The 25,858-nt window shown below is 70.7% G+C and carries 22 protein-coding genes; 9 read left to right on the forward strand and 13 right to left on the reverse strand.

The genetic code is table 11. The features are described 5' to 3' along the window. The first annotated feature begins 342 nt into the window (after positions 1-342). A complete protein-coding gene (locus WMF29_RS26070) occupies positions 343-1,794 on the forward strand; it encodes an NAD(P)/FAD-dependent oxidoreductase (protein ID WP_437322846.1) in 1,452 nt (483 codons plus the stop codon). A gap of 235 nt (positions 1,795-2,029) precedes the next feature. Next, the gene (gene ribA, locus WMF29_RS26075) at positions 2,030-2,797 is read left to right on the forward strand and encodes a GTP cyclohydrolase II (RefSeq protein WP_272093740.1); all 768 of its coding nucleotides are present in this window, start codon (positions 2,030-2,032) and stop codon (positions 2,795-2,797) included. 108 nt (positions 2,798-2,905) lie between these two features. On the opposite strand, the gene WMF29_RS26080 is transcribed toward ribA, so the two are convergent. The 3 genes from WMF29_RS26080 to WMF29_RS26090 form a co-directional block, all read right to left on the reverse strand. Next, positions 2,906-3,415, reverse strand: coding sequence for a hypothetical protein (locus WMF29_RS26080; RefSeq protein WP_437322847.1), 510 nt, complete (start codon positions 3,413-3,415; stop codon positions 2,906-2,908). A 287-nt stretch (positions 3,416-3,702) separates the two neighbouring features. Beyond that, the gene (locus tag WMF29_RS26085) at positions 3,703-4,566 is read right to left on the reverse strand and encodes a phosphatase PAP2 family protein (protein WP_437322848.1); all 864 of its coding nucleotides are present in this window, start codon (positions 4,564-4,566) and stop codon (positions 3,703-3,705) included. A 51-nt stretch (positions 4,567-4,617) separates the two neighbouring features. Then, on the reverse strand, positions 4,618-5,196 hold the full coding sequence (locus WMF29_RS26090) for a TetR/AcrR family transcriptional regulator (protein WP_272093743.1): 579 nt from the start codon (positions 5,194-5,196) through the stop codon (positions 4,618-4,620). A gap of 352 nt (positions 5,197-5,548) precedes the next feature. Between WMF29_RS26090 and WMF29_RS26095 the strand changes: the two genes are divergently transcribed. After that, entirely contained in the window at positions 5,549-6,751 is a 1,203-nt protein-coding gene (locus tag WMF29_RS26095) for an acyl-CoA dehydrogenase family protein (protein WP_437322849.1), read from the forward strand. A 148-nt stretch (positions 6,752-6,899) separates the two neighbouring features. On the opposite strand, the gene WMF29_RS26100 is transcribed toward WMF29_RS26095, so the two are convergent. From WMF29_RS26100 to WMF29_RS26115, 4 genes are all read right to left on the reverse strand, one after another. Further along, positions 6,900-7,427 carry a hypothetical protein gene (locus tag WMF29_RS26100; RefSeq protein ID WP_437322850.1) on the reverse strand — a complete coding sequence of 176 codons (528 nt, stop codon included), beginning with the start codon at positions 7,425-7,427 and terminating at the stop codon, positions 6,900-6,902. A gap of 147 nt (positions 7,428-7,574) precedes the next feature. Then, on the reverse strand, positions 7,575-8,150 hold the full coding sequence (locus tag WMF29_RS26105) for a glutathione S-transferase family protein (RefSeq protein ID WP_437322851.1): 576 nt from the start codon (positions 8,148-8,150) through the stop codon (positions 7,575-7,577). 87 nt (positions 8,151-8,237) lie between these two features. Next, positions 8,238-8,924, reverse strand: coding sequence for a class I SAM-dependent methyltransferase (locus WMF29_RS26110; RefSeq protein WP_437322852.1), 687 nt, complete (start codon positions 8,922-8,924; stop codon positions 8,238-8,240). Between the two features lie 203 nt (positions 8,925-9,127). Next, the gene (locus WMF29_RS26115) at positions 9,128-9,592 is read right to left on the reverse strand and encodes a DUF1348 family protein (RefSeq protein ID WP_437322853.1); all 465 of its coding nucleotides are present in this window, start codon (positions 9,590-9,592) and stop codon (positions 9,128-9,130) included. Between the two features lie 287 nt (positions 9,593-9,879). Here WMF29_RS26115 and WMF29_RS26120 point away from each other — a divergent pair, with 287 nt between their 5' ends. Next, positions 9,880-10,272, forward strand: a complete 393-nt coding sequence (locus WMF29_RS26120; RefSeq protein WP_437322854.1) for an MAPEG family protein — start codon at positions 9,880-9,882, stop codon at positions 10,270-10,272. 39 nt (positions 10,273-10,311) lie between these two features. Here the strand turns inward: WMF29_RS26120 and WMF29_RS26125 are convergent, their stop codons facing one another. The 3 genes from WMF29_RS26125 to WMF29_RS26135 all read right to left on the reverse strand — a co-directional run bounded on the left by WMF29_RS26125 (position 10,312) and on the right by WMF29_RS26135 (position 13,599). Then, complete coding sequence (locus WMF29_RS26125; RefSeq protein ID WP_437322855.1) at positions 10,312-11,379, reverse strand: MBL fold metallo-hydrolase; 1,068 nt, start codon at positions 11,377-11,379, stop codon at positions 10,312-10,314. After that, positions 11,376-11,951: a TetR/AcrR family transcriptional regulator gene (locus WMF29_RS26130; RefSeq protein WP_437322856.1), complete on the reverse strand. Its 576-nt coding sequence runs from the start codon at positions 11,949-11,951 to the stop codon at positions 11,376-11,378. Before WMF29_RS26130 ends, WMF29_RS26125 begins: the two co-directional genes overlap by 4 nt. A 106-nt stretch (positions 11,952-12,057) precedes the next feature. After that, positions 12,058-13,599: a dockerin gene (locus WMF29_RS26135; protein ID WP_437322857.1), complete on the reverse strand. Its 1,542-nt coding sequence runs from the start codon at positions 13,597-13,599 to the stop codon at positions 12,058-12,060. 689 nt (positions 13,600-14,288) lie between these two features. Between WMF29_RS26135 and WMF29_RS26140 the strand changes: the two genes are divergently transcribed. Further along, on the forward strand, positions 14,289-15,140 hold the full coding sequence (locus WMF29_RS26140; protein WP_437322858.1) for a hypothetical protein: 852 nt from the start codon (positions 14,289-14,291) through the stop codon (positions 15,138-15,140). A gap of 53 nt (positions 15,141-15,193) precedes the next feature. Here WMF29_RS26140 and WMF29_RS26145 read toward each other — a convergent pair whose 3' ends face one another. Together WMF29_RS26145 and WMF29_RS26150 are read right to left on the reverse strand one after the other, a co-directional pair. After that, positions 15,194-16,684 carry a bifunctional metallophosphatase/5'-nucleotidase gene (locus WMF29_RS26145; protein ID WP_437322859.1) on the reverse strand — a complete coding sequence of 497 codons (1,491 nt, stop codon included), beginning with the start codon at positions 16,682-16,684 and terminating at the stop codon, positions 15,194-15,196. A 393-nt stretch (positions 16,685-17,077) separates the two neighbouring features. Further along, positions 17,078-17,464 (reverse strand): VOC family protein, encoded by a 387-nt coding sequence (locus WMF29_RS26150; protein WP_437322860.1) that lies wholly within the window; start codon positions 17,462-17,464, stop codon positions 17,078-17,080. A 464-nt stretch (positions 17,465-17,928) separates the two neighbouring features. Between WMF29_RS26150 and WMF29_RS26155 the strand changes: the two genes are divergently transcribed. After that, positions 17,929-18,240, forward strand: coding sequence for a hypothetical protein (locus WMF29_RS26155; protein ID WP_437322861.1), 312 nt, complete (start codon positions 17,929-17,931; stop codon positions 18,238-18,240). Positions 18,241-18,253: 13 nt separating this feature from the next. Beyond that, positions 18,254-18,679 (forward strand): DUF6968 family protein, encoded by a 426-nt coding sequence (locus WMF29_RS26160; RefSeq protein WP_437322862.1) that lies wholly within the window; start codon positions 18,254-18,256, stop codon positions 18,677-18,679. Between the two features lie 790 nt (positions 18,680-19,469). Here WMF29_RS26160 and WMF29_RS26165 read toward each other — a convergent pair. After that, a complete protein-coding gene (locus WMF29_RS26165; RefSeq protein WP_437322863.1) occupies positions 19,470-20,306 on the reverse strand; it encodes a hypothetical protein in 837 nt (278 codons plus the stop codon). Between the two features lie 663 nt (positions 20,307-20,969). Here WMF29_RS26165 and WMF29_RS26170 point away from each other — a divergent pair. Then, complete coding sequence (locus WMF29_RS26170; protein WP_437322864.1) at positions 20,970-24,476, forward strand: helicase-related protein; 3,507 nt, start codon at positions 20,970-20,972, stop codon at positions 24,474-24,476. Next, positions 24,473-25,858, forward strand: a complete 1,386-nt coding sequence (locus tag WMF29_RS26175; RefSeq protein ID WP_437322865.1) for an AAA family ATPase — start codon at positions 24,473-24,475, stop codon at positions 25,856-25,858. Before WMF29_RS26170 ends, WMF29_RS26175 begins: the two co-directional genes overlap by 4 nt.

The raw sequence follows: 25,858 nt of genomic DNA on the forward strand, positions 1-25,858 counted from the left end.
GCGAAGACGCGAGGACCGGTGCGTGAGCGGTGCCCTCTCTCACACGCGCCGCGGAACGGCCACCCGCCAGCGGGGGGCGGCGCGTCGATACGGCCTCTCCGCGCCGGCCGCATCGGAGGTCCTTCTTTGATGGCGACGAAGAGCGCAGGAGTGATCGTCGCTTTCACCTCGACGGAGCGCGGCGAGTTGCGTAGTTGCGCAGCTGCTCAGTGGGGCAGTAGCGCGTCGCGCGCGATGTGCGCAGCGCGCGCAACGCGCGTTGACCGCCTCATCACGAAGCGAGCATTGCGCCGGCCTTGCAATCCTCAGGGACGGCCCGAGGATTGCAATCCTGGCGGCTTCATGAAGCCTTGCACCCAGGAGGACATCCGCTCGAGTCGCCCGTTCGCCGGCCGCAGGGCGGTGGTGATCGGTGGGAGCATCGGGGGCCTGGTCGCAGCCCGCGTGCTCGCCGACCATTTCGGCGAGGTGGCCGTCGTCGAGCGCGACGCCATCCCGGATGACCTCCGCGAGGCCCGCAAGGGCGTGCCCCAGGCTCGCCAGCTCCACGGGCTGCTCGCCCAGGGAGAGCGCATCCTGAACGACCTGTTCCCCGGCTTCACCGGGGAGTTGCTCCAGGACGGAGCCGTCGCGTACGACTTCGGGCTCGGCCTGGCCTGGCACCACCACGGCGCCTGGAAGCCGCGCTTCGAGACGGGGGTGCGGACCGTGTGCATGACCCGTCCGCTGCTGGAGGCGCACGTGCGCCGCCGCGCGTTCGCGCTGCCCAGGGTGCGGCGCCTCGACCAGCGCGAGGTGGTGGAGCTCTCGGCGTCTCCCGATCGCTCCCGGATCACGGGCGTCGTGGTCCGGCAACGCGACGAGGGCGGCCGGATCGAGCGGCTGCCGGCGGAGCTCGTGGTGGACGCCAGCGGGCGCGGCTCGCGCGCGCCGGCGTGGCTCGAGGCGCTCGGCTACCGGCGGCCCGACGAGTCGACGATCCAGGTCCGGGTGGGGTATGCCAGCCGGCAGTACCGGCCGCGGGATCCGGCGCAGCTCCCGTGGAAGTCGCTGTACGTCCTCGGCTCTCCGTCCGACAGCCGGCGGTTCGGTTGCATTGCGCCGATCGAGGGTGGGCGCTGGATCGTGGTGCTGGCGGGCCTGTTCGGCGATCACCCGCCCGCCGATCCCGAGGGCTTCCTGGAGTTCGCCCGGGGCCTGCCCAACGACGCGCTCTACCGGGCGCTGCTCGGGGCCGAGCCGGTGACGGACGTCGCCGTCTCCAAGTTCCCGGCGCACCTCCGGCGGCACTACGAGCGCATGGCGCGGATGCCCGAGGGGCTCGCCGTGCTGGGCGACGCGCTCGCCAGCTTCAACCCCGTTTACGGCCAGGGGATGACGTCGGCCTGCCTCCAGGCGCTGGCGCTCGACGCCGCGCTCAAGGAGCAGCGCCGCCGCGCGGGGCGCGGCGCGATGGCGGGCCTCGGCCGCCGTTACCACGCGGCCGCGGCGAAGGCGGTCGACCTGCCGTGGCGGATGTCCACCGGGGAAGACCTCGCCTACCCCGAGACCAGGGGCCGGCGGCCGTTCCTCCAGCCGATCATGCGCTGGTACACCGGGATGCTGCACCGGGCCGCGCAGGTCGATCGCGAGGTCTACGTGCGCTTCGTGCGCGCGTTGCACATGCTCGACGGGCCGGAGGCGCTCCTGGATCCTCGCCTGATCCTGCGCGTGCTGCGCGCGGGGCGGTCCGCGTCGCTGCCCGAGGTGGCCCCGGCCGGCGCGGCCCACCGAGGGCGGCCCGAAGACGCCTGAACGGCTGAGCCCGCCGCTTCGCTCCGGCGCGCGACGACGGCGACGGCTTCGCGCCGCGCGAGGGCCGGTGTCGGCAGGACGAACGCGCCGTGATGCCGTGTCGACAGGCCTCCTCCGGCGGAAGGCCGCCCGGCGCGGCGGCGGGGCGTTGCCTGGTCGTCGTGTTCTGGTAAGAAGTGCGCGCCTTTACCCACGACGGATCGGCTCGCGAGGCGGCTCCTCGCGGAGGCAGGACATGACCGACTCGATGAACCCGCTGCTGGAGCTCGTCGCCCGCGATCGAGAGCACGACTGCGACGGGGTTGGCCACGTGAACGTCTGCGTGCGGGTGGTCGGCGTCGCCGAGCTGCCGACGCGCGCCGGCCACTTCCGCATCGTCGCGTTCTGGAACAACCGAGACGCCAAGGAGCACATCGCGATGGTGCACGGCGACGTCATCGGCGCCTCGAACGTACCGACGCGGCTGCACTCCGAGTGCGTGACAGGCGACGTCATGGGCTCGCTGCGCTGCGACTGCCGCGATCAGCTCCTCGAAGGGTTGAAGAAGATCAAGAGCATGGATCGGGGCATCCTGCTCTATCTGCGCCAGGAGGGACGAGGGATCGGGCTCATCAACAAGATCCGGGCGTACGCGCTGCAGGACCAGGGGCTCGACACGGTCGAGGCGAACCTGGCGCTCGGCTTCAGGGACGATGAGCGCGACTACGCCGTCGCGGCGCACATGCTGCGCAGCCTGAACGTGAGATCGATCGAGCTCATCACGAACAACCCCAACAAGGTCCAGCAGCTGACGCAATACGGAGTCTCCGTGGTCGGGCGCGTCCCGCACGTGATACCGCCGAACGATCACAACCGCTTCTACCTGGAGACGAAGGCGAAGCGCTCGGGGCATTTCATCGACACGTGGGGCAAGCCGCACCTGGTCGAGCAGAGCGATCCCGTCGTGGTCGACGGGATGTCGCCGCCGGAATCCGAGCCGGCCGAGCCGGCGCCCGCGGGCTGAGGCCCCGCGGGCGCGGGGGCCCAGGCTCGGCAGCCTTTGCGGCCGCGAGCCTCCGATCGGTGCCCGTCCGGCGCTACGGGGGCGCCGCGCGGCGCTGTCGAGATCGTCTCATGGCGCGGCGCCGGTCAGGCGGCGCACCCGGTCCGCGTGGGGGCTCGCCGGGAAATGCGAGAGGAACGCCCCGGCGCGGGTGCGCGCCTGGTCGGCGCGCCCGCTGCGCAGCAGCGCGTCGATCGCGACGATCTCCCGCTCGGCCGCGAGGCTCCCCTCAGGGAACTCGGCCTGGTGCTCGTCGAGCAGGGCGAGCGGCGCCTCCGGCGATCGCGCGAACACCGCCCTGATCTCCGCGAGCCGCCCGGCCTCCCGGAGCAGCTCGTCGCGCCCCAGCAGCGCGGCCGCCGTCGCGGCGGGCCGAAGCGTGGGCTCGCCCTGACCGGCGCTCCCCTGGGGCAGCTCCCGGCCCACGCCGGGCGCGGACCGAGGCGGCAGCTCGACGCTGGGCGCCGGCACGGGCGCCCCGAGCGCTTGATCGCTGCAACCTGCGAGGAGGGCGAGGAGCGGGGCGGCCAGGCCTCCCGCGATCCACCGGGTGTGTGACGAATGGTGAACGACATGCATGTCGTCGACTCCTTCATGGGGCCGAGCTGGCGGACCCCCGTCGAGACGGGCGCGCGAAAGCGCGCCTGCCCATTGCGGGACCGCAGCTCGCCGTCGCCATGGCCGCCAGAGCGGCACGGCGTATTCGACGTAGTGGGCTCGCGCTCCAGCAACGACGGCTCGAGCGCAAGCATTCCTAGCTGACAGGGATAGTGTAAAAATGAACTATCGGTTTGTCAACACTGCTTACTTACGCCGTCCGAAAGCAGCGCTGCCACTTGCCGATGGCCGAATTCGCCCTACTCGGCTCAGAAGGCGCCGGCGACGCCCACGCCTGCGCCGCCGCCCGCCGGCGCGAGCGAGACGCGAAAACGCGGCGTGCCAGGACCGGCAACGCCCGGGCGCGGGGCATGAAACAGAGCCGGGATCAGCACGCCGGAGGCGGCGCCGAATACGGCGCCCGTGAGCACGTCGGTGAAATAATGGCGATCGCCGGCGATGCGCAGGTAACCGGAGAGCGCGGCGAGCGCCATTCCGTTCGCCCATACCCACGGCGCCGCGCGATAGCCGCGCATCGACGCCACGGTGCCGCTCGCGGCGGCGAGAGAGAAGACGGCCGTCGAGTGGCCGGAGAAGAACGAGAGATCGTCGTCGTTCGGGACGGGGCCCGATGCCCCCTCGCCCGCGCGGAGCACATCCAGGTTGTCGTAATGGGAATAGGGCCGCTGGCGGCCGACGATGTACTTGGTGATCTGGTTCAGGTCCATCGCGACCACCATCGCTTCGGTGACGATCACGAGATCGGCGGCGATGTTGTCGGAGCGGCCGTCGTACCACGCGGCGAGCGCGGTGAGGCCCAGCGCTGCGGCGGGCGCGACGCCGAGGACCATCACGTTGCTGACATCATGAGCGGTGTTCGGGTCGCCTCTCCAGACCAGCGCGTCGCGGATCGACGTGTCGAGCGTGTTGGCCTGGCACCAGCGGCACGACGCGGGGGCGAGGCCCTTCTTCGCGAGCTCGGACGCGATCCATGAGGCGCCGCCGACGACGGTGATCGGCAGATCGATCTCGGGCAGGTACGTGAGCTCGGGAGACGGGTCGGCGGCGGCGGACGGCGAGGACGAGACGGCGACGAGGAAGGCAGGCAGAGCGAGCGCGGCGGGGGCACGCATGAGGGCGCGAGCGTAGCCGGGGCCGAGGGGCACGGGAATCCGTCGCGGACGTCAGACGCGCGACGGCCCCGGCGCGGCGAGGAGCAGCCCGTCGAGCAGGCGCGCGTGGGCGTCGTCGACCAGGTCCCGGAGCGCCGCCGGCCCGGCCTTGGCCAGGGCCCCTGACGCGGCGAGGGTCGCGAGGCCGTGGTGCATCGCCCAGATCGGGACCGCGAGCGCCCGCGGATCGCCGGGCGGGAACGCGCCGGCGCGCTGCGCCTCCTCGATGAACCCGAGGAGCACACCCAGGTTCTGCGCGGTGGCCGCCGTGACCCGCGGGTCGTCCACGTCCACCTCGCCGGAGTACATCACGTGGAAGGGCGCGGGGTGCTCCAGCGCGAAGGCGACGTAGGCGAAGCCGGCCGCCAGGAAGCGCGCCCGGAGGTCGCCCCCGGCGCCCTCGAGGGCGGCCGAGATCCGCGCGCCGAGCGCCGCGCTCGCCTGGACGGCGAGCTCGGTCATCAGGGCGCGCTTGTCCGCGAAGTGGCGGTAAGGCGCGGCGTGCGAGACGCCGATGCGCCGCGCGACCTCGCGCAGCGTGAAGCTCGCGTTCCCTTGCTCCTCGATGAGCGAGAGCGCCTCCTCCAGCACGGCGCGCCGCAGGTCGCCGTGGTGGTAGGGCCGCTCGACGGGGGGCGACGCTGGCGCGGGTGAAGGGCGCGACGCGGGTGCGGGTGAGGTGCGCGCGCGCGGACGGCGGCGCCTTGCGGGGGAAGCCACAGCCAGCCGCACGATACCACGAAGGCCGCCGTGCACCGAGCCGCTGTGCACCGAGCCGTGGGGCGCAGGGCGGCGGGGCAGGGCCGCGAGCTCACGAGCCGCAGGCGGTCGCGAAGAAAATGTAGTCAGCGGAAACTTTCTCATGTTGTCAGTGTCATCATCGGGCGCGCGGGCGGCCCTGTGGGGCCGGCGCGCTGCACCCGATCCAGGAAAGGAGCCCCGTATGTCCGAGCCCCGTCGATCCCCCGAGCGCGAACGCCTCCTCGCCGCCGTGGAGCGCGTCCGCGGCGTCGCCGCCGCCCACGCCGAGGCCTCCGAGCGGCTGCGCACGCTCGCGCCCGCGGTCGTCGACGCCCTGCAGTCGAGCGGCCTGCTCGCGATGGCCGCGCCGCGCGCGCTCGGCGGCGTCGAGAGCGACCCGCTGACGCAGGTCGAGGTCTTCGAGGCGATGGCGCGCGCGGACGCATCGGCGGGGTGGTCGCTGATGATCAGCGCGCTGCTCGCCGCGCTCGCCGGGGGTACCCTGCCGGACGAGGGGGCCCGCCAGGTGTTCTCAGGGCCGTTCCCGACGTTCGCAGGGCTCCAGGTGCCGACCGGCCTCGCGCGGCGCGTCTCCGGGGGGTACGTGCTCGAGGGCCGCTGGGCCTTCGGCAGCGGCGTGCGGCACGCGTCGTGGGTGTTCACCTGCGCCATCGTGGCGCCGGAGGGCGGGGCCCCTCCGGCGGGGCCGCCCGAGATGATCAGCCTCGCCGTCCCGCGCGAGCAGGTGGTGATCGAGGACACGTGGGACGTGGCCGGCCTGCGCGGCACCGGGAGCGACCACTACCGGATCGAGGGCGCGCTCGTGCCCGAGGCGCGGACGTGCCCCTTCCCGGCGGCTCCTCAGCGGCGCGGCGGCGCGCTGCATTCGCTGCCGCTGATTGCCCTGCTCGCGGCCGGTCACGTCGGCTTCGCGCTCGGCGTCGGGCGGCGCGCGCTCGACGAGATCGCCGCGGTCGCCCCGCGCCGCGTGAAGGCCTGGCCGCAGCTCGCGCTGGGCAGCCACGCGGCCTTCCACATGGACCTCGGGCGCGCGGAGGCGAAGCTCGCGGCGGCGCGGGCCTATGCGTTCGACGCGCTCGGGCGGATGTGGGACCAGGCGCGCGCTGGAGAGGCGCTCTCGGTCGAGGACTGGGCGGCGATCCGGCTCGTCCAGACGTATGCGACCGACGTCGCCGCGGAGGTCGCGAGCTTCGCCTACCGGGCCGGCGGCGGGGGCGCGCTCTACGCGGCGAGCCCGCTGCAGCGGTGCTTCCGGGACATCCACGCGGCGACGCAGCACATCGCCGCGACCGACGACGCCTACGAGTTCGCGGGGCGCGCGCGGCTCGGGATCGCCGAGCTGCACCCGATGCTCGCGCCGCGGCCGCCCGCGGGACGTCCTTGAACACGTTCCCGAAGTGAGCAGACCCGGCTCTCGAAGCCGCCAATGGGCCGGCAGGTGGCCGGATCGAGCCCATCGAGCGCAAGAGCGCGATCGAGGAGGGCCGGTTCTACGGGAGTCGTATCGTCCGCTCCGGAGGGCAGCCCCGCCGTCAGGGCTGGCTGCCTTCCGGCGGGCACGCGACCCTCTGGGGCGGCGGCGGGTTGCACATGATGATCACGGGAGGGCCTCCGTCGCGAGAGGGCTGAGGCCGCGGGCAGGTGTTCGGGAGAAACTGCCTGCATGTGCCGTCCGGGCCCCGGACCACCGTCGCCCCCTGCGCGGGGTGCGGAAGCGGCCCCTCCTCGCCCTGCGCCGCCGTCGCCCCCCCGCCGTGGGACGCACCCGACGCGGCCGGCGCCGACGTCGTCCCGGCGTCCTGCGACGCCTCCGGTGCCGCCGCGTCCTGCATCTCCGTCGTCCCGGCGTCGCTGGGCGTGGCCGCATCCCCCGCGCCAGACGAATACGTTTGCGGGCGATCCGGGCGCGGCGGGTTGGAGAACAGCTCCGGCGGGTTGGCGATCAGCTCCGGCGGATCGGGTGGCGGTTGAGCCGTACCACAAGCCGCTGCGCTGCCGGCCACCGTGACGACGAACGAGGACGCGAGCACACGGCGGCGACGGCGCGGCGAGAGCTTCATGGCGACCATCCTAGGCCCACGGACCAACCCACGTCACCCGAACGGTGATCGCTGCGGCGCGCTCCGCGCGCGACGGGTCGCAGCGCCGCCGTGCGCGGCGAGGTCGTCAACCTGGTCAACCTCGAGCGCCGCGGCCAGGCGCCGCGCTCATTTCCCCATCTTCATCGCGTGCGGACGCGCCTGCAAGCGATCGATGTAGGCCTCCAGCCTGGGCCGCCCCGTCGCGTTTCCCCACAGGCGCGCCCACATGAACATCGAGCCGATCATCACATCGGCCGCGGTGAACCAGTCGCCTAACAGATAAGGCCCGTCCCCGACCTCGCCTTCGATCACGTCCATGGCCGTGGCGAAATCCGTCCAGCCCCGCTGGGGTCCCGTCTCGAGCTTCATCAGGTGATCGCCCATCGACGGCTCGAGCTGCGACGTCGAGTAGACCATCAACGACAGATAACGCCCCCGCTGCGGCTCGCCGATCCGCGGCGCCATCCTGGCTTCGGGAAACTTGTCCGCCAGATAGAGACAGATCGCCGCGTTCTCGAAGAGCCTGGTGTCGCCGTCCACAAGCGCGGGCAGCTTGCCAGCCGGGTTGATCTTCAGGAACTCCGGCGCCTTGTGCTCCCGCTTCTCGAGGCTGATGGGGACGAGGTCGTACGTGGCGCCGCACTCATCCAGCATCCACTTGGTGATCGCTGCACGGCTCTTGGGGTTGTAGTAGAGCTTCATCGCAATCTCCCTCGCAGGTTTGATGGGACGGCCCGGAGCATGGCAGAACGCAACGATGGGTTCTACAGCGGAGTGCAGATTTGTGTGCTACGGACTCAGCCGCTGGCCAGCCGATCGAGGCGTACGCCTGAGCTGCAAGGAAAGGAGCCGCGGCGCGTCGCTCCTGACCGCCTCCGCGTCGCGCCACTCGCCCAGGTGAACGAGCTCGAACCCGGCCCCCAGGCCCCCGTTCACGTACTGTGACACGTCATGCAGGAACGCTGTCACACGCTCGGGCTGGCCCGTCTCCGGGTTGACGAAATTGGCCTGCCCCCCGCGCATCTGTCGCACGGGGTGCAGCTCGCACAGGAAGAGCTCGCCTCCCGCGCGCAAGACGCGGGCGGCCTCGGCGAAGACCGCGTCGATGTGCTCGATGTGCTCCAGCACGAGCATGGCAATCACGACGTCGGACGAGCCCTCCGCGAGGGGCCAGGAATCGCGGATGTCGTGCTGCACGAAGCGGACGCGGGGAGAATGCACGCGGGCCCTCGCGCGACGCAACATCCCCTCGGAGAAATCGAGCGCGAGTACGCTCCTCGCGTGCTCGTCGAGCCACTGCGTGTTGCGCCCGGTGCCGCAGCCGATCTCGAGCACGTCCCGGCCAGCCAGCGCCAGGCCGCGCTGCCGGAGGACCTCGGCCGCCAGCTCGCGGGTCCGGTTGAAATCGTCATCGTACGTCGCGGCCCAGCGATCGTAGGCCGTGGCGATCTCGGGCTTGTCTGGAGAGCTGGACATGAGCTCGCTCGGACTCCTGTGTCGTTCACCCGCCCAAGGACACGCCGTCAACCAGGATCGCGAATGCCTCCCGGTCTGCCGAACGCCCTAGACGCCGGGGAGTCTATCGGGGGGGCGGCGGCCATGTCAACAGCACATCACCCGAGCATTCCAGTGGCGAGACCCACCGCAGAGGCGCTCTCGGACCGGCGCAGCGACAGCCGCTACAAGCCGAGCTCGCTGAGCCCAGGATGCTCGTCGGGCCGCCGCCCGAGCGGCCAGTGGAACTTCCGCTCCTCTGCCGCGATCCGCACGTCATTGATGCTCGCCTCGCGCCGCCGCATCAACCCCTGCCCATCGAACTCCCACTGCTCGTTGCCGTGGGATCGGTACCAGCTCCCGCTGTCGTCGCGCCATTCATAAGCGAAGCGCGCCGCGATCCGGTCACCGGTGAACGCCCAGACCTCCTTGATCAGGCGGTAGTCCAGCTCCCGTTGCCATTTGCGGTGCAGAAACGCCTCGATCGCCGCCCGCCCCTGGAAGAACTCCGCCCGGTTCCGCCAGCGGCTATCGACGGTGTATGCCTGAGCCACGCGCGCGGGATCCCGACTGTTCCAGGCATCCTCCGCCAGCCGCGCTTTCCGGGCGGCGGTCTCTGCGGTGAAGGGCGGCAGCGGCGGGCGCGACACGACAGGATCTTCGCTCAAGGTGCACCTGAACGAACCTTCCTCGAATCCCCCGTCCCCGGCAACCCCTTTCCACGCGGAGCTCCCCAGGGCCGTACCGCGGACCGGCCGCCCCCGTCCTGCCACCGGCGCGCGTCCGTCGCTCGGGCGCGCCGCCCCCGCGGGGCCGCCTGGCCGCTCCGGCGCACGCGCCGTGGGAGCCGCCACGACGCTTGGCGCTCGCCCCGGCGGCGAGAGCTCGTTAGAGTCGCGCCACGCTCCGAGGAGCCTGTGCGCTCGAGAGGGATCCGATGACCATTCCGATGACTTGCGTCTTCATCTCACTTCTCTTGATCTACGTGGCCCGCCTGTTCGTCGCCAAGGCGCAGTCACAGCAGCCCGAGGGCCTGGACAACCACAACCCGCGCGACCAGCAGGCCAAGCTCACCGGCGTCGGGCGCCGCGCCCTCGCCGCCCACCAGAACGCCTTCGAGGGGTTTGCGCCCTTCGCCGCCGGCGTCTTCACGGCCCACCTCGCGGGCGCCGACGCTCGCTGGAGCGCCATCCTCGCCGTCACCCACGTCGCCGCGCGCGTGCTCTATCTCGTCATGTACCTCGCCGACAAGGCGTCTGCCCGGACCGCGGTCTGGATCATCAGCTTCGCCGCCACGGTGGGCCTCTTCCTCCTGAAATGGCTGGTCTGAACGGCGCAGCGGCGGCGCGGCGGGTACGCCGCGGCAGGCTCAGCGCGGCAGGGGCATCCACGCGCCGTCCGTCGGGACGTGGATCTGCGCGGGCAGGTTCTTCGCCGCGGCGCGCTGGGTGAACGCCGTCACCGGCTCGCGGTAATGCGCGAACGTGGTGTGATGGATAGGGATCACATGGCGGGCGCGGAGCAGCGCGGCGGCGGCGACCGCCTCCTCCGCGTCCATCGTGCGGAGGCCGCGCGCGCCGTCGACGCCGACCGCGCCGAGGTGCGGCAGCCAGAGATCGATGGGCGCAAAGCGAGCCGCCACCGCGCGCATCGGCTCGCCGAAGACCGAATCGCCGGTCCAGTAGATCGAATAGGGCGTCGCGCCCTCCCAGCGGAGCACATACCCGTTGCCCTTGCCGAGCGTCGCGTCGAGCGCAGCGTCGTGGGTGTGGTTCGCCGGGACGGCGAGGATCCGCAGGCGCCCGGCGCGGGTCGGGAGGACGGTCTCCTGGTCCCAATCGAGCGGCGTGAGCTTCGTGAATCCGGCGGCGCGCGCCGCCTCGACCGCGTCGGGCGGGAGGACGAAGGTGACGTCCTTCGGGAGCGTCTCCTTCGCGACGGCGTCGAAATGGTCAGCATGGTTATGGCTGAGGAGGATGACGTCGAGGTGCCCGAGCGGCTCCGCCGGAGGATCGGTGTAGCGGGCGATCGGCGCGTTCTCGACGCCGGTCGACGGGTGCTTGGGGAGCACGAACACCGCTGGGCCGCGCGGGCCAAGGACGGGATCGGTGAGCAGCCGGAGGCCGTCGCGCTCGAGGATCGCCGTCGGGCCGCCGCGCCACTGGAAGCGCCCGCTCGAGGCCTCGGCCGCGGGGGCCGGCGGCGTGATCGCGGCCGCCGAGCCGGCCGGCGGCGCGCTGGCTCCGCCGCGGTCCGGCGAAGCACAGGCCGTCAGGGAGAGCGCGACCAGCGCGGCGACGATCGACCCCACGGGCGCCAGCGGCTTGCGCGGGCGACCCGTCGAGGGCGCGCCTGCGCCGGGCTCCGCCCCGGCGGGCTGCGGGAGCTGCTCGGCACGTCCATTCCACCTGCTCGGGACACCCGTCATCCGGTTCATCGTCGTCGCCTTCCTGGCCGCGCGGTTGCAATGAGGTTCTCGGCGAGGGACCGCGCGCACGCGGCCGCGCCCGGTCCCCCCTCGCGGACGGCGGTCACGATCGCGCCGTCGATCAGCAAGAGGAGCTGCGGCGAAAGCGCGTCGGCGGCCGGCACGCCGGCCTCGCGCAAGAGCCGCTCGAAATAGTCGATGAGCCGCAGCTTGTGGCGCTGCGCGGCCTCGTGCGCGGGGTGGCTCCGGCTCGCGACCTCGACCATCGTGTTGAGGAACGCGCAGCCGCGAAAGTCGTCCGCGGCGAACAGCTCGGCGAGCGCGTCGAAGACCGCGAGCGGCCGGTCCCGCGGATCGCCCGCGAGCGCCTCGACTCGCCCGGCCAGCCACGCGCGAAAGCGCGCGTCGCGCGCTTCGAGCACCGCCACGAGCAGGTCGTCCTTCGTCCGGAAGTGCCGGTAGAACGTGGCCTTGGCGACGTCCGCCTCGGCGATCAGGCGATCGACGCCGACGGCGCGGTACCCCTCGGCGTAGAAGAGGCGCTCCGCGACCTCGAGGATGTGGCTACGCGCGTCCCGCACGACCCTGCTTTAGACAGACAGGTCTGTCTTGTCAAGAGCTGCCGGCGCGCGGTCCGCCGAGCCGAGCGCCGGTGCGCGGCGGCCCCCTCACACCGGCGCCGCGCCGTCAGGGGACGCTCATCTCGAACGCCACGCTGTAGTTCGGCTGAGCCTTGCCCGTCGTCGAGCCGACGAACGGATCGGAGTCGCGCAGCTGACCCCAGCGGATCGTGCCGCCCGTCATCGACGTCCCGTCGGTCGTCATCGCATAGCCGACCATCACGCCGGACGCGGGGAGGTTCCGCGCGGTGATCTGCACCGAATCGCCGGAGATCTCCACGCCGCTGATCTGGATCCGGGTGTTGCCGCTCCAGAGCTCGAAGCCGCGGCCCTGCGCCCACTCCGTGAACGCGGTCTGGTGGGGAGACGGCAGCGCGCTGTCCCAGGCGAGCGGCGGCACCGGGACATGGAAGTGCACGGTGACGACGTTGCCGCTGCGCTCGACGCGCGTCGGCTGGAGCGGCTGCCAGTCCTTCCCGAGGACGACCTTCTCGAAGTAGATCTGGCCGAATTTCTCGCCGAGCTGCTGGTACCCGTTCGCGTTCAGGTGGATGTGATCGTTCGCATACGGGTACTGGTACTTCGGACCCGAGCAGACGATATCGCCCGGGTGATCCACGCCCACGCCCACGCGCCACTGCGCCTGCGTCGACGTCGACCGCGTGCCAGCGTCGGTGTGCACCGAGTTCTGCTGGGACACGAGCAGGGGGATGCTCCGCGACTGGCCGGTGATCCGGAGGACATCCTGGTTGTAGTCGGACCACAGCTTTACCAGCTCATCCCCGTAGGTCGCGCTGCCGGCGTCGGCCTCGCCGTGCGTGATCACGATGGCGCCGACGCCGTACGTCTTGCCGGCCTCCCTGGCGAGACGCGCGATCGCCTCCGCCTCGAACAGCGTCGCCGCGTAGGCGCGGCCCATCGACGTGTCGCCCGAGGCCGTCTGGGTGGCGCCCTTCCGGAGGACGCTCATCGGCTGCCCGCTCTCCCCGACGACGGTGTGCACCGTGATGTGATCGCCGCCCGCGGCGGCCTCCGCGAGGGACGAGATCTGGTCGGCCATCGCCGTGTGGGGCGTCTCGCCATAGATGTTCTTCGGGTAAGCGCTGGGATAGGTCGTCGCGAACGCGCGGATCGGCTCGACGAGCGGCACCAGGGTGAGGGACGTCTTCGCCGCGTCGAAGGGGGGCACGCTCGCGTCCCCGAGGGACAGCTTCAGGTTGTGAAAGCGCTGCGTCGTGGTGCGAGGGGGCGTGCCCTCCGCGCCGACCGAGAGGCTCTGTCCCGTGCCGACGATGCCGGTCCAGTCCCAGAGCGGCGCCGGCGGCGCGCCCCCGCCCCCTTCGCCTGCGCCGCCGGTGCCCGGCGCGCCGCCGCCCCCTTCGCCTGCGCCGCCGGTGCCCGGCGCGCCGCCGGAGCCGCTCGCGCTGCTCGTCGCGCCCTGACCGCCGGCGCCGCCGGAGCCGCTCGCGCTGCTCGTCGCGCCCTGACCGCCGGCGCCCTGACCGCCGGCGCCGGAGGACGACCCGTCCGACGAGTCGCATCCGAACGCCGCGAGGAGGAGAGCGAGAGTGCCTGACGAACCAAGGCTCAAGAACGAAGATTGTCGCATGTTGGCTCCTTGCCGCTGCACGAGCGGGCCGGGTGATTGCGCGGCCCGGAGCGTCGCTCGTCAGGCCGCGAGGAGGAAACCAGGACCGGCCATACCACGGAGGCGCCGAAAAACTGAACCGATTCAGTTGATGGGACCTCAACCTCGGTCGGAAGCTCCGCCGGGGCGTCGAGCTCGGGGGGCAACCGCCCTCGAGGGTCCACGGCGCGGCGACGATGACCAAGACCAAGCAGGCGCTCACCTTCTCCCGCCTCGGCGGCCCGGAGCTGGTGCGACGGAAGGAGCCCGCCATGTCTGCGCTCCGTGATCGAGGGCCGGCGCCGTGCGACAGTACACATCGCCGAGCACGTGCTACGGTCGCTCCCGATACATGCCAATGCAGCGTTGCACGACGCCCTCGCGGAGTTCTTCGCGCTCTTTTCATCGAATTTCCTCCAGGGGACGCGCGAAGTCCCCCCGTTCACCGCGAGGCTCGTCGGGACGTCGATCGAAGTGACCCTCCAGGCGGGCGAGGGCGGGTCGACCGTCATCCGCCAGCGGGGCTCCGCGCTCTATCTCCTCGCCGGGCGGCTCTGGGCCGAGGCCCGCGCGAGCGAGGGGCACGGTCTCCGCTGCCTGCTGCCGACGCTCACCCCTTATCCCCTCACGAGCGCGCCGCCGCGGAGGACTGGCGCGCGCAGCCCTGGCGGGTGGTCCCCGGCGCTCGCGAGCGCGGCGCGTCGATTCCGATCGCCTTCGCCCTGGTCAAGGCCATCGTCGATCACTCGGCGGCCCTGTGGAAGCTCGGCGAGGCGGACGGCGTGAAGCTGCCCGATCGGCTCGAGCTCGCGCAGCGGGCCCGACCGCTCCTCGATCGCTTCGCCGACCGGCGCGACGCCGACCGTCTGGAGAGCGTCCTCGACGACGCGCACGAGATCGCGTTCGATGTCCTGCCCCGCCATGAAAAGGCCGAGCGCGCCGGCTTCTTCGCCTTCCTGCGAGCGCTCGGCGACGCCGAGGCGATCGATGAGGAGCGGGTCCTCTCCGCGCTCGGCGACGACGCGTGGAGCCGCCTGAGGCGGCAACTCGAGGCCAGGCTCGACAGGCTCGATCCGCTGCGCGACGTCTTCGACGCGACGGTCCACGCCGGCGCGCCGATGGAGGCGGTCGTCGCGGCGCTCGCCGCCTACCAGCAGCTCTTCCGGAACGATTGGGCATCCTTCGCCACGCCGCGGCCGGCCTGGGTGAAGCTCGCCAGATCACTCGATCGGGCGGACGCCGCGAAGCTCGCCCCGGCGCTGATAGAGCTCATCCGCCGCGAGCAATCCGTGCCAGGTCACTACGGCCTGGCGCGCCTGCCGGCGAAGTCGCTCTGGCCGCTCTTCCACGCATGGCACCCCTCGACCGAGGCATTCCTGATCGAGGTGCTCGCGGGGAAGCTCGACAATGGAAAGAGCCTTTCCGCGACGCAACGCAAGACGCGGCGCGAATGCCTCTCCTGGTTTGCCGAAGAGAAGAAGCTCGCCAAGCTCGGCGCGGCGCTGGCGAAGAGGGCCCGGTAGCAGCTCGTCAGGGTCGCCTCGAGCCCGAAGGCGTGATCCCTGGGCCCGATCGATCATCTCTGTGTGCGCGCCGGCGCCGGCTTCTCGCCGAGCTTCGTCTCGAGCGGCGCCCCCTCCGCGCTCTTTTTCTTTTCGATCCAGGCGATCACCGCGTCTCGCCACGAGAGCCCCGTCCCCACGGGCTTCGGATCCTGCGCCGCGAAGACGGCGCCGTCACCGCCCCCGTACATGAAATCGGTGATGATGACCGTGTAGCGCCTCTTCGGATCCATCGGCTTGCCGCCCACGGACCAGCTTCCGTTGGGCGCTTTCTTCGCGCCGGAGACGATGAACGACTTCGCCTCGAGGTCCTGCGCGAGCGACGCGCCGTCGATGGATACCTTCACCAGGCGGTTGTCGAACGGGAGCACGCTCCAGATCGTCGCGAGCGTGATCGGCCCCCGCGGGATGGTTTGTCGCACGCCGCCTCGGTTCATGATCGCCACGTCGCCGCCCAGCTCGTGGAGCCAGGCGTCGCTCACGATCTTGCCGACGGCCTCCTCCGGCCCGATCCCGCCCTCCGAATAGCCGATGACCTTCCCGAGCGCGCTGTCGACCTTGGTTTTCCACGCCGTGACGAGCCGCGCGAGCGGAGGATCCGCTGGGACTTGCGGATCGGTCGCCACGTCGACGATGGAATGGCTGACGGTGACCAGGCGGGCCTGCGGGGGGTTGTTCGGGTTGATGGTGATGGCGACGCGGGCGTACTGGTGCAGGCGCCAGCCGGGGCTGATGACGGGCGTGTCGCCCGCGCGTGTGTCGATCTTCCTGTGGCAATGGCCTCCTCCGACGAACGCGAGCCGCCACTCCGGGTGTTTCTCCACGATGGGCACGAGGTTGTCGGGGCATTCGTGCGCGGTCACGACGACGACGTCGGCCGCTCCCTTCTCCCGCGCTTCGTGGATCGCTTTGTCGAGCGAGGCCTCGGTGGGCTCGAACGTGATCCCTTTGAAGCGCTCGGCCATCGCGGCCTTCAGCGTATCTGCCGCGGCGAGGCCCACGACGCCGATCTTCACGCCCTTGCGCTCGAAGACCTCGTACTGCCGGATGGCGAGCTCGCCCGCGAGCTTCGCGTCGTCGATCTTCACGTTCGCCGCGAGGTAATGCAGTCGCGCGAGTTCACGGAGCTTCGTGAATTGAGGCACACCGAAATCGAACTCGTGATTGCCGAACGCCGAGGCAGCATAACCCATGCGACCCATCGCGCTCGCCATGGACTCGCCGTTGAAATACGTCGAGATGGCGGGGCCGGTGAAATTGTCGCCGCCCGAGAGGAGGAGCGTGCGCGGCGAGGTGCAATCCTCGGGCGCGGCGGGCGTGAGCGCTCCTGCCGCCTCGATGCCCGCGGGAACGGGCCCTGGGCAATGCCCTTCGTACTTCACGAGCCTCCCGAGCAGCTCGGCCGCGCCTCCGCGGCTCACGCCGTCGTTGGACAGACTCTCGATCCAGCCATGCTCGTCCGACGTGTAGAGCAGCGTGACGGTGACGTTGCCCCGCGGCTTCACGGCGAGCGGAGGCGTCGCACTCGGGGGTGTCGCTGCGCCCGCCTCCGTCGAGGAGCCCGGCGGCTTCGGGGGTGCTGCCGGGCCCCCCTGAGGTTGGGCAGGGCCGCAAGCCAGGGGAAGCAGGACGGTGCACGAGCCAACGAGCAGGGCAAGCGGGCGCATGGTCGAGCACGATAGTCCAGGCGGGGCGTGGTCGGAACCTCAACCTCGGTGGGTCGGAACCTCCGGAACCTCAACCTCGGTGGGCTGGAACCTCAACCTCGGTGGGCGGCGGTGATACCTCCACCTGGGCGGAGCCGGAACCTCAACCTCGGAACGTCAACCTCGGTGGGCGGTGGCTGGCGGTGCCGCAACCTGGGCCGGGCCTCAGCGCGTCCCGGCGGCGCGTCGCCGTCAACCGTCGGCGCGCGCCGCGGGGAGCGGGCGGCGCCGGCAGCTCACCTCGACGAGGATGTCGCCGGGCGCCTTGAAATAGAACATCACGCCGCGGCCGTTCTCGCTCACGGGGCCGCTGTCGATGCCCGCCGCGACGATCGCCGCGTGCTTGTCGTACACGGTGGCCACGTCGCCGACGATGAAGCCGATGTGGAAGCCCTCGGGATAAGGGCCGTCCGCCTCGCGCCGGCGCTGGAGGACGAGCGTGAAGTCGCCGGGCCCCGTGAGGATGGCGATCGCCGGCGAGTGCCGGTTGCCGTGGACCTCGAACTGGAAGTGCCGCTCGAAGAACGCGGCCGTTTCGACGACGTCGGGGACCTGGAGATCGATGTGATTGAGCTGCATGGGAGCCTCCACGGAGGACGCACCTGCGTCCAGGTGCCGTGGGACCTCACTCCGTGGTGGAGGGGACATGGGCTCCCGTCATGGGAGTGGCCGGGGCTCGCCTGAACCGGCCTACCTCTTTCGGCGACGGAGAAGATAGCGAAGCGATCGCGACCTGGCAACGTCCGGCGAGACGTCGACGCGCCGGCGTGACGGTCGAGGGGAGCGCCGCGCGCGTTCGGCGAGGCGAGGGTGGGCGAGCCAGCTCGGCGCGCGAGCGTTGCCGAGCGGGCGGTGCCGCTCGGCAAGCCGGGCGCGGCGCCGTGCTCTTGCCATAGGATCGCTCGTCGACCGCTCGGTTGACGAACACCCCCGGAGGGGCGTTCCGCTACCAACGTACGCGCCGGCACTCGGCATCCGTGGTGTTTCCAAGGAGCATCAGCGGCACACCTCGGCTGGCGCAAATGTCGCAAGCGGGAGCAGCCATGTGCGGCAAGCATTTGATCGCCAGTTTTGCCCTGCTCTCACTCTCATCCTGCGTGGGTGACTTGAGTGAGAACGCGGCCGACGAGACGAGCGAGGAGCCGAGCGTTGCTACTGCAAGCGAGGGAGCGGACGAGGCCAAACCGCGAGACACCTTCGAGCTTACCCTGTGCGTTGCCATCGCCGCGGACAGGGTGGCGGTCAAGGAGGCATTCTGTCGCTCGCTCACGGAAAGTGACCAACGGGGACGTTGCTGGTCGCATCGCTTCGACAGGCCCATCAAGTGGATCAACTGGTGCATCTACGAATTTTAGCTATCCTGCGCGCGTGCCTCGACAAAAATACAAGATCATAGCCGTTCGTCGGTATGGCGTCGAAGGTGAACCAGGTCGCGAGATCGTCCTGAAGATCGGCGAACCAATACAACCGGCCTCGCCCAGCGGCTCGTGGACGTGCCCTGTTCTTCTTGATGGGCTGGAGCCGGACATCCAGTATGTCGAAGGGGTCGACGCCGTCCAGGCAATCCAAAGTGCCATGCGGTACGCGCGACACGCGCTCGAGAAATGCGGGCTGCCGATCACATGGCTGGGCCAGGAGCCCGGAGACATCGGGCTGCCGCTTCCTATAGATGGTCCGTTTGGGCTCTGGTTTCAGCGCAGACTAGAAAAGCTCGTAGATGATGAAACGGAGCGCGTGGGCGAGATCGTGGCTGCGGCTCTCAAGGAGCGCGCGCGGAGGAAGCGCGGGCCTTGAGGCTCGCTCGGTCTGGTGCTCCCTCGCTTCCGCGGACACCCCCGACGGCACCAAGAGGTAGGGATGGGACGGAGAAAGCGGAGGCCAGTCACGCCCGAGTTCAAGGCGGAGGCGGTACGGCCGGCGAAGGCGGGCGACCGGAGCATCGGACATGTGGCGAAGGACCTCGACCCGACCTAGACGGCGGAACCTCAACCTCGGTGTGCGGCGGCGGTGGCGATGCGATGCCTCAACCTGGGTCGGGCCTCAACGCCCGAGGCGATGGGCGGTCGGCCAGCGGCGTTTCTGCGTTGCGATCCGGAGGGGTCCGGCGCCCCCGCGGGCGGTCGGCGTTGCGATCCGAAGGGGTCCGGCACCCCGACAGGCGCTCTTCATTGCGGTCCGGAGGGGTCCGGACCCCTCCATCTGGCACAGCAAGCTGCAGATCCGAGGGTCGATGGCACAGAAAAACGAGATGGACAGCGATATTTGACACAACTTGACCCTGGTGAGACGCTCTGTGGAGCGCCTCGGAGGGGTCCGGACCCCCGTGTGTCGCAATTCATTGCGGTTGAGCCAGTGTCGGACCCCCCTGATCTGGCACAGATCGAGGCCGAGGCGGCACAGGGTGCGGCGCTGGTCGCTCCGGGATGGGCGGAGGACGTGAGGGGCACCGGCGGGCGGCGGCGACGGCCACGCCGTCCGGAGCGTACAGAGGGATCTGCGGGGTCTTGGCCCCGGGACGGATCACGAGGAGGGGACGAGGCGGGAGGAAATCGCGGCGCCGCTGGTGCGCGTCAGGCAGCCGGGATCAGCTATCGGCGGGCGCGGACGCGGCCGTCGGCGCGCCGGGCTGGAGGGGAACGCCGGGCGGGGCGGGCGCCACGGTGTCGCCCTCGGGCTTGTCGTTCTTCCGGGGCGCGCCGCGGCCGCTCGACCCGACGCTCCAGCTTGCGAGCGGCGCGAGCAGCCTGTCGGCGAGCTCCTGCGTCTCCGGCTCGTCGGGCTCGACGGAGCCCATCACCTTGATCACGTAGGCGCGCAGCGCCTCAGTGAATGCGGCGAGCGCGTCGCGCACGCTGGGCGGCGCCGCCGCGGCCGTCGCCGCGGGCGCGGTGACGCCGAGCGCCTTGCCGTACGCGGCGTGCGCGGCCTCCAGGGCGGAGAGGAAGCGCTTGCCGCCGAGCGCCTCGATGCGCGCGTCGAGGCCGCTCTTGCGGATGCGCTGCATCCGGAGCTCGCTCTCGGACCACTCCAGGACATACGTGAGCTGGAGGAACTTGAGCCCTCCGGTGAAGAGCGCCGCCTTCAGCGCGCTCGCTTCGGAGGGCTCGGGCGCGCCAGGCGGCAGCTTGGTGTACGCGGTCAGGAAGTCGTGGAGACCACTCCAGCAATTGTCGAGGACGCGATCGCACTGGACCGCGTCCTCGCTCGCCTCCCCTCCCTCCGAAAGCGACACCTGATCGCGCAGCGCCGACGCGAGATTGTCGTGGCGCAAGGCCAGCGTGGAGAGCACCCGCGCGACGCCCTTCACGAGCTGTTTCTTCGCCGGCTTCGCCGCCGTGAGCAGCTGCTCGCCGAGCGCCATCGCCCCCACGGCCGTGAAGCGGGGGAGCTGGATCACTTCCGATGCAGTGTATTTGCTCATGAGATCACCCTCGTCCGTGGCAGGAGCGCGGGATTGCGCTGGAATGCCAGACGGGCCATCGTGAGCTATCGATGAAATGAAGAGGGCTGTCCAGAGATATTTTGACGGGAGGGCGATTTAGAGAAGAAGGTGCGGTGTCGAATTCCTGCTGTCCGGGGGCGATGGCGGGCGGAGAGAGGGTGAAAAGGTCGAGGGATGTTGCGGGGATAGCGGGGTTGGCACTGCTCCGGTCAGGAGGGGACACGAAGAGCCCTGTCCGGGATGGGGTGGGTATCACGGCGAGGGATCGCTCTCGGTGGGGGCACCCGCCGTTCGAAGGCTCGCTTCGGTCGAGCGCGGCCGTCCGGTGGCGTCGCTCCCGCGGCGTCGACGAGACGGCGGTCCTCGAAGAACGGCCGTCCACCCGCACCTCCTCGAACGCCTCGTCGATGCGCGCCGCTTTGCCCAGCAACGGCCGCTCAGCGGCCGTGGAGACGTCGACCAAGGGGACGATCAGCGTGGCGGGGGGCGGTTCGCGCTGTCCCAAGGGCGAGGATCCGCTGGCGGGGGGCGGTTCGCACTGTCCAGCACCGCGCCTCGGTCGTCGGCCCTTGTTGGGCGAGCCTGGTCCGGCTACGGTGCGTCGCCTCGCGGCATGCTCGCGTCGATCGGAAGGGGAACACGTTGAAGCTCGAGGACGTCACGAACGGCGCGAGCCTGGAAGGCGTGGAGCCGTCGAGCGTCGTCACCGTGGTCGCGGCGATCCCCATCCCGCCGGGCTCGCTCCAGCTCATCTACCGGCTGCCGGACGGCGCGCTGCGCGAACGGCTCCTGTCGCGCGCCGACGAGGCCGGGCTCGCGCTCGCGACCGCGGCGCGTCCGTGGTCGTTCGACGGCGATGGTGCCGCCTTCCAGCTCACCGCGGAGGCGAAGCGCATCGACCTCGCCTTCCTCTTCGACCCGATGATGGCGGTCCACACCTCCAACGTCGAGCCGCTGCCCCACCAGATCACCGCGGTCTACGAGGCGATGCTCCCTCGCCAGCCCCTGCGCTTCGTGCTCGCGGACGATCCCGGCGCTGGCAAGACGATCATGGCGGGGCTGTACATCCGCGAGCTCGTGATGCGCGCGGACGCGCGGCGCGTCCTGATCGTCGCGCCCGGCGGCCTCGTCGAGCAGTGGCGCGACGAGCTCTTCGAGAAGTTCGGCCTCGAGTTCCGCGTGTTCTCGAAGGAGCTCGAGCTCGCCTCGCCGAGCGGAAACCCCTTCGAAGACGTCGACCACCTCATCGTCAGGCTCGACCAGCTGGCGCGCGCCGACGAGCTGCACGACAAGCTCTGCGCCACGCCCTGGGACCTCGTCGTGTTCGACGAGGCACACAAGCTGTCGGCCCACTTCTTCGGCCAGAAGCTGGAGCGGACGAAGCGCTACGCGCTCGCCGAGAAGCTCGGCGCGCACACGCGACACCTCTTGCTCATGACGGCGACGCCGCACAACGGAAAGGAGGAGGATTTTCAGCTCTTCCTCTCCCTCCTCGACGCGGATCGCTTCTACGGAAGGTTCCGCGACGGCGTGCACGAGGTCGACACGTCGGACCTCATGCGCCGCATGGTCAAGGAGGAGCTCGTCAAGTTCGACGGGACGCCGCTCTTCCCCGAGCGCTGCGCCTACACGGTCAACTACAAGCTCTCGGACCTCGAGGCCGCGCTCTACGAGCGGGTCACGACGTACGTGAAGGAGCAGATGGGCAAGGCGGACGAGCTCGACGGCCAGCGCCGCGGCTCCGTCGGCTTCGCGCTGACCGCCCTGCAGCGACGGCTCGCTTCGAGCCCGGAGGCAATCTACCAGTCGCTCAAGCGGCGCCACGCCCGCCTCGAGCAACGCCTTCGCGATGAGCGGCTCGCCCCGCGGGGTCGCGGCGCCGTCGGGGAGCCCCTCGCGGCCGTCCCGGAGGATGACGACGAGCTCGGCGCCGACGAGCAGGAGCGGCTCGAGGAGACGCTCGTCGACCAGGCCACGGCGGCGCGCACGGTCGGCGAGCTCGAGGGTGAGGTCCTCGTCCTCCAGGCGCTCGTGCAGCGGGCGCTCGACGTCGTCGATGCCGACCGGGACCGCAAGTGGGAGGAGCTGTCGCGCATCCTCCAGGACGACCCGCGGGTGCGCGACGCGCAGGGCCGCGTGCGCAAGCTCATCGTCTTCACGGAGCACAGGGACACCCTCAATTACCTGCACCGGAAGATCGGCGGACTGATCGGGGACCGCGAGCACGAGGCGGTCGTGACCCTCCACGGCGGCACGCCCCGCGACGAGCGCAAGAGGATCCAGGCCGCGTTCTGGAGCGACCCCGACGTGCGTGTCCTCATCGCGACGGACGCGGCGGGAGAAGGGGTGAACCTCCAGTGCGCCAACCTGATGGTGAACTACGACCTGCCGTGGAACCCGAACCGCCTCGAGCAGCGCTTCGGTCGCATCCACCGCATCGGCCAGCAGGAGGTCTGTCACCTGTGGAACCTGGTCGCCAAGGAGACGCGGGAGGGCGCCGTGTATCACCGCCTCCTCCAGAAGCTGGCGGTCGAGAGCGAGGCGCTGAAAGGGCGCGTGTTCGACATTCTCGGAGAGGTGTTCGAGGACACGAGCCTGAAGGAGCTCCTTCTCGAAGCCATTCGTTATGGTGACCAGCCCGAGGTCCGGGCCAAGCTCTACCGGAAGGTCGAGAAGGCGCTCGACACCGGCCATCTGAAGAAGATCCTCGATCGCAACGCGCTGGCCGAGGAGTCGATGAACCCCGAGCGGCTCTTCGCGGTGAAAGAGGAGATGGAGAAGGCCGAGGCCCGCCGCCTCCAGCCGTTCTTCGTGCGGTCGTTCTTCCTGAAGGCGTTCGAGAGCCTCGGCGGGTCCATCCATCCCCGCGAGCTCGGGCGCTTCGAGATCACCTACGTCCCGACGTCGATCCGCGAGCGAGATCGCCGGATCACGGGGCGCAATCGCAGGGATACGACGCCGGTCGTGAGGCGTTACGAGCGCGTTTGCTTCACCAAGGACGCGGTGCAGCCGAGCAAGCCGGGCGTCGTCCGTGCAGCCATGCTCCATCCGGGGCACCCGCTCATGCTCTCGCTGACGGACCTCGTGCTCGAGCAGCACGAGAACCTCCTGCGCGAGGGGGCCGTGCTCGTCGACCCCGCGGACGACGGCCTGGAGCCGCACCTGCTCTTTCTGCTCACACACGAGATCAAGAGCGGTCATGGACAGGTCATCTCGAAGCGGCTCCAGTTCGTCCGCGTCGCGCCGGATGGGACCGCGGCGTTCGCAGGGTGGGCGCCTCACCTGGATCTCGAGCCGCTCGACGAGCGCGATCGCCCGCGGCTGAAGGCTGCTCTCGAAGCGCCGTGGATCCGCGCCGACCTGGAGACGAAGGCGCTGACCCTGGCCATGACGGCGCTCGTGCCCGCGCATCACGAGGAGGTCGCCGCGCGCCGGATCGCGCATGTCGACAAGACCCTCGCGGCCGTGCACGAGCGACTGAGCAAGGAGATCGCGTTCTGGTCCGACCGCTGGATGAAGCTGCGCGACGATCAGCAGGCGGGCAAGGACGTGCGCCTGAACCTGGAGAACGCGCGGCGGACCATCACGGATCTCGAAGGCCGCTTGGAGGGCCGGCGTCGCGAGCTGCAGGCGATGCGGCACGTCGCGTCGGCGACGCCCGTGGTGCTCGGTGGCGCCCTGGTGGTCCCCGTGGGGCTCCTGCGCGCGCTGCGGGGCGAGGAGGCCCCGGACGTGGGGTTCTCCGCCGATCCGGCCGCGCGGAGCCGCATCGAGCAGCTGGCGATGGCCGCGGTGCGCCGCGCCGAGGAGGCGTGGGGGTGCCGCGTGGTCGACGTGTCCTCGCAGAAGTGCGGGTGGGATCTGACGTCGTATCCCCCCGCGGTGGACGGCAAGCTGCCCGAGGCGCGGCACATCGAGGTGAAGGGCCGGGCGAGAGGGGCGTCCACGGTGACGGTGACGCGCAACGAGATGCTGTATGCCCTGAACCAGGCCGAGAAGTTCTTGCTCGCGATCGTGATCGTCGGTGAGGACGACGGCATTGAGGGGCCGTACTACCTGCGCAATCCGTTCGAGCACGAGCCGGGCTGGGGGGTGTCGTCCGTCAATTTCGAGCTCGACGCGCTGCTCGGACGCGCGGAGCGCGCGTGAGCTCGTCCGGCATGCTCCACCTGGACAGGCTGAGCTTGCGCAACTTCCGTTGCTTCACGGCGTGCGAGGTCGAGCTGCACGGGAAGCTCACCGTGCTCGTCGCCGACAACGGGCACGGCAAGACGGCGATCCTCGACGCCATCGGGATCGCACTCGGGTTGTTCGTGGACACGGTGTCGGGGATACAGAAATATCGGGGCTTCGATCGCGAGGACGTGCGTCACGTGCCTGCGGAGGACGGCGCGATGAGGGCGGCGCTGCCGACCGAGATCGAGGCATCCGGCTCCGTGGATGGGAAGCGGATCCGCTGGAGCCGTGCGCTCGCGGGCGACGGCGCTCGGGCGCGGACCACCACGAAGGACGCCGGGGAGCTCCGGCGGGCGGCGCAGGGGCTTCGCGACCGCATCGACGCGTTCGCGGCGGGACCAGGGAAGGCCCGGCCGCTCTTGCCGCTCGTGGCCTTCTACGGAACCGGCCGCCTGTGGAGCGAACATCGGCTGACGGAGGGCAAGCGAGGGCCGGATCCCGCGACGCTGGGCCGGCTGTCGGGATACATCGACTGCCTCTCGTCGTCGTCGTCGTTCAAGACGTTCGTAGCCTGGTACGAGGACATGGCCAACGCGGCGCGCAACCCGGCCTCGGTGGCCTACGGGCCACAGGAGCGACCGGAGAAGCTGCTCGCGGCGGTCCGGAAGGCGACGCGCGCGGTGCTCGCTCCCACGGGGTGGCATTCGCTGGACTGGGATTTCGAGCAGCGGAAGCTCGTCGTCGAGCACGCGGATCACGGCCGGCTGCCCCTGTCGGCGCTGAGCGACGGCGTGCGCAACATGGTGGCCCTCGTGGCCGATCTGGCGCACCGGTGCGTCCGGCTGAACCCGCATTTCGGCGAGGAGGCGGCCCGTTCCACGCCCGGGATCCTGCTGATCGACGAGGTGGACATGCACCTTCACCCGCGCTGGCAGCAGCTCGTCGTCGATCTGCTCCGGAAGGTCTTCCCGGAGATGCAGATGGTGGTGACCACGCACAGCCCGCATGTCCTGTCCACGGTCGACGTGGACTCGATCCGCATCATCCGGCATCGCGACGGCGAGACCGTGCTCGACACGCCGACGTTCCAGACGCGCGGGGTGGAGAGCGCCGACGTGCTGGCGGCGATCATGGGCGTCGACCCGGTCCCGCAGGTGGAGGAGGCGCGCTTGCTCACCGACTACCGCGCGCTCGTGCAAACGGGGCGCGACGATAGGGTCGACGGCCGGAGGACGTGGCAGCGACTCATCGAGCACTTCGGTGCGGATCACCCCGTGATCCACGACCTGGCCACGCTGCGCAGGCTGCAAGAGTTCAAGCGCATGCACAATTTGCCAAGGAGCGAGGGCGGCTGA

The sequence above is a fragment of the Sorangium sp. So ce381 genome, assembly GCF_051473845.1.
Taxonomy (GTDB): domain Bacteria; phylum Myxococcota_A; class Polyangia; order Polyangiales; family Polyangiaceae; genus Sorangium; species Sorangium atrum.

Bases quoted from the DNA above. Each gene is read 5' to 3' on its own strand.
- WMF29_RS26070 (WP_437322846.1), top strand. From the start codon at position 343: ATGAAGCCTTGCACCCAGGAGGACATCCGCTCGAGTCGCCCGTTCGCC.
- ribA (WP_272093740.1), top strand. From the start codon at position 2,030: ATGACCGACTCGATGAACCCGCTGCTGGAGCTCGTCGCCCGCGATCGA.
- WMF29_RS26080 (WP_437322847.1), bottom strand. From the start codon at position 3,415: ATGCATGTCGTTCACCATTCGTCACACACCCGGTGGATCGCGGGAGGC.
- WMF29_RS26085 (WP_437322848.1), bottom strand. From the start codon at position 4,566: ATGCGTGCCCCCGCCGCGCTCGCTCTGCCTGCCTTCCTCGTCGCCGTC.
- WMF29_RS26095 (WP_437322849.1), top strand. From the start codon at position 5,549: ATGTCCGAGCCCCGTCGATCCCCCGAGCGCGAACGCCTCCTCGCCGCC.
- WMF29_RS26100 (WP_437322850.1), bottom strand. From the start codon at position 7,427: ATGAAGCTCTCGCCGCGCCGTCGCCGCCGTGTGCTCGCGTCCTCGTTC.
- WMF29_RS26105 (WP_437322851.1), bottom strand. From the start codon at position 8,150: ATGAAGCTCTACTACAACCCCAAGAGCCGTGCAGCGATCACCAAGTGG.
- WMF29_RS26110 (WP_437322852.1), bottom strand. From the start codon at position 8,924: ATGTCCAGCTCTCCAGACAAGCCCGAGATCGCCACGGCCTACGATCGC.
- WMF29_RS26120 (WP_437322854.1), top strand. From the start codon at position 9,880: ATGACCATTCCGATGACTTGCGTCTTCATCTCACTTCTCTTGATCTAC.
- WMF29_RS26125 (WP_437322855.1), bottom strand. From the start codon at position 11,379: ATGAACCGGATGACGGGTGTCCCGAGCAGGTGGAATGGACGTGCCGAG.
- WMF29_RS26135 (WP_437322857.1), bottom strand. From the start codon at position 13,599: ATGCGACAATCTTCGTTCTTGAGCCTTGGTTCGTCAGGCACTCTCGCT.
- WMF29_RS26150 (WP_437322860.1), bottom strand. From the start codon at position 17,464: ATGCAGCTCAATCACATCGATCTCCAGGTCCCCGACGTCGTCGAAACG.
- WMF29_RS26155 (WP_437322861.1), top strand. From the start codon at position 17,929: ATGTGCGGCAAGCATTTGATCGCCAGTTTTGCCCTGCTCTCACTCTCA.
- WMF29_RS26165 (WP_437322863.1), bottom strand. From the start codon at position 20,306: ATGAGCAAATACACTGCATCGGAAGTGATCCAGCTCCCCCGCTTCACG.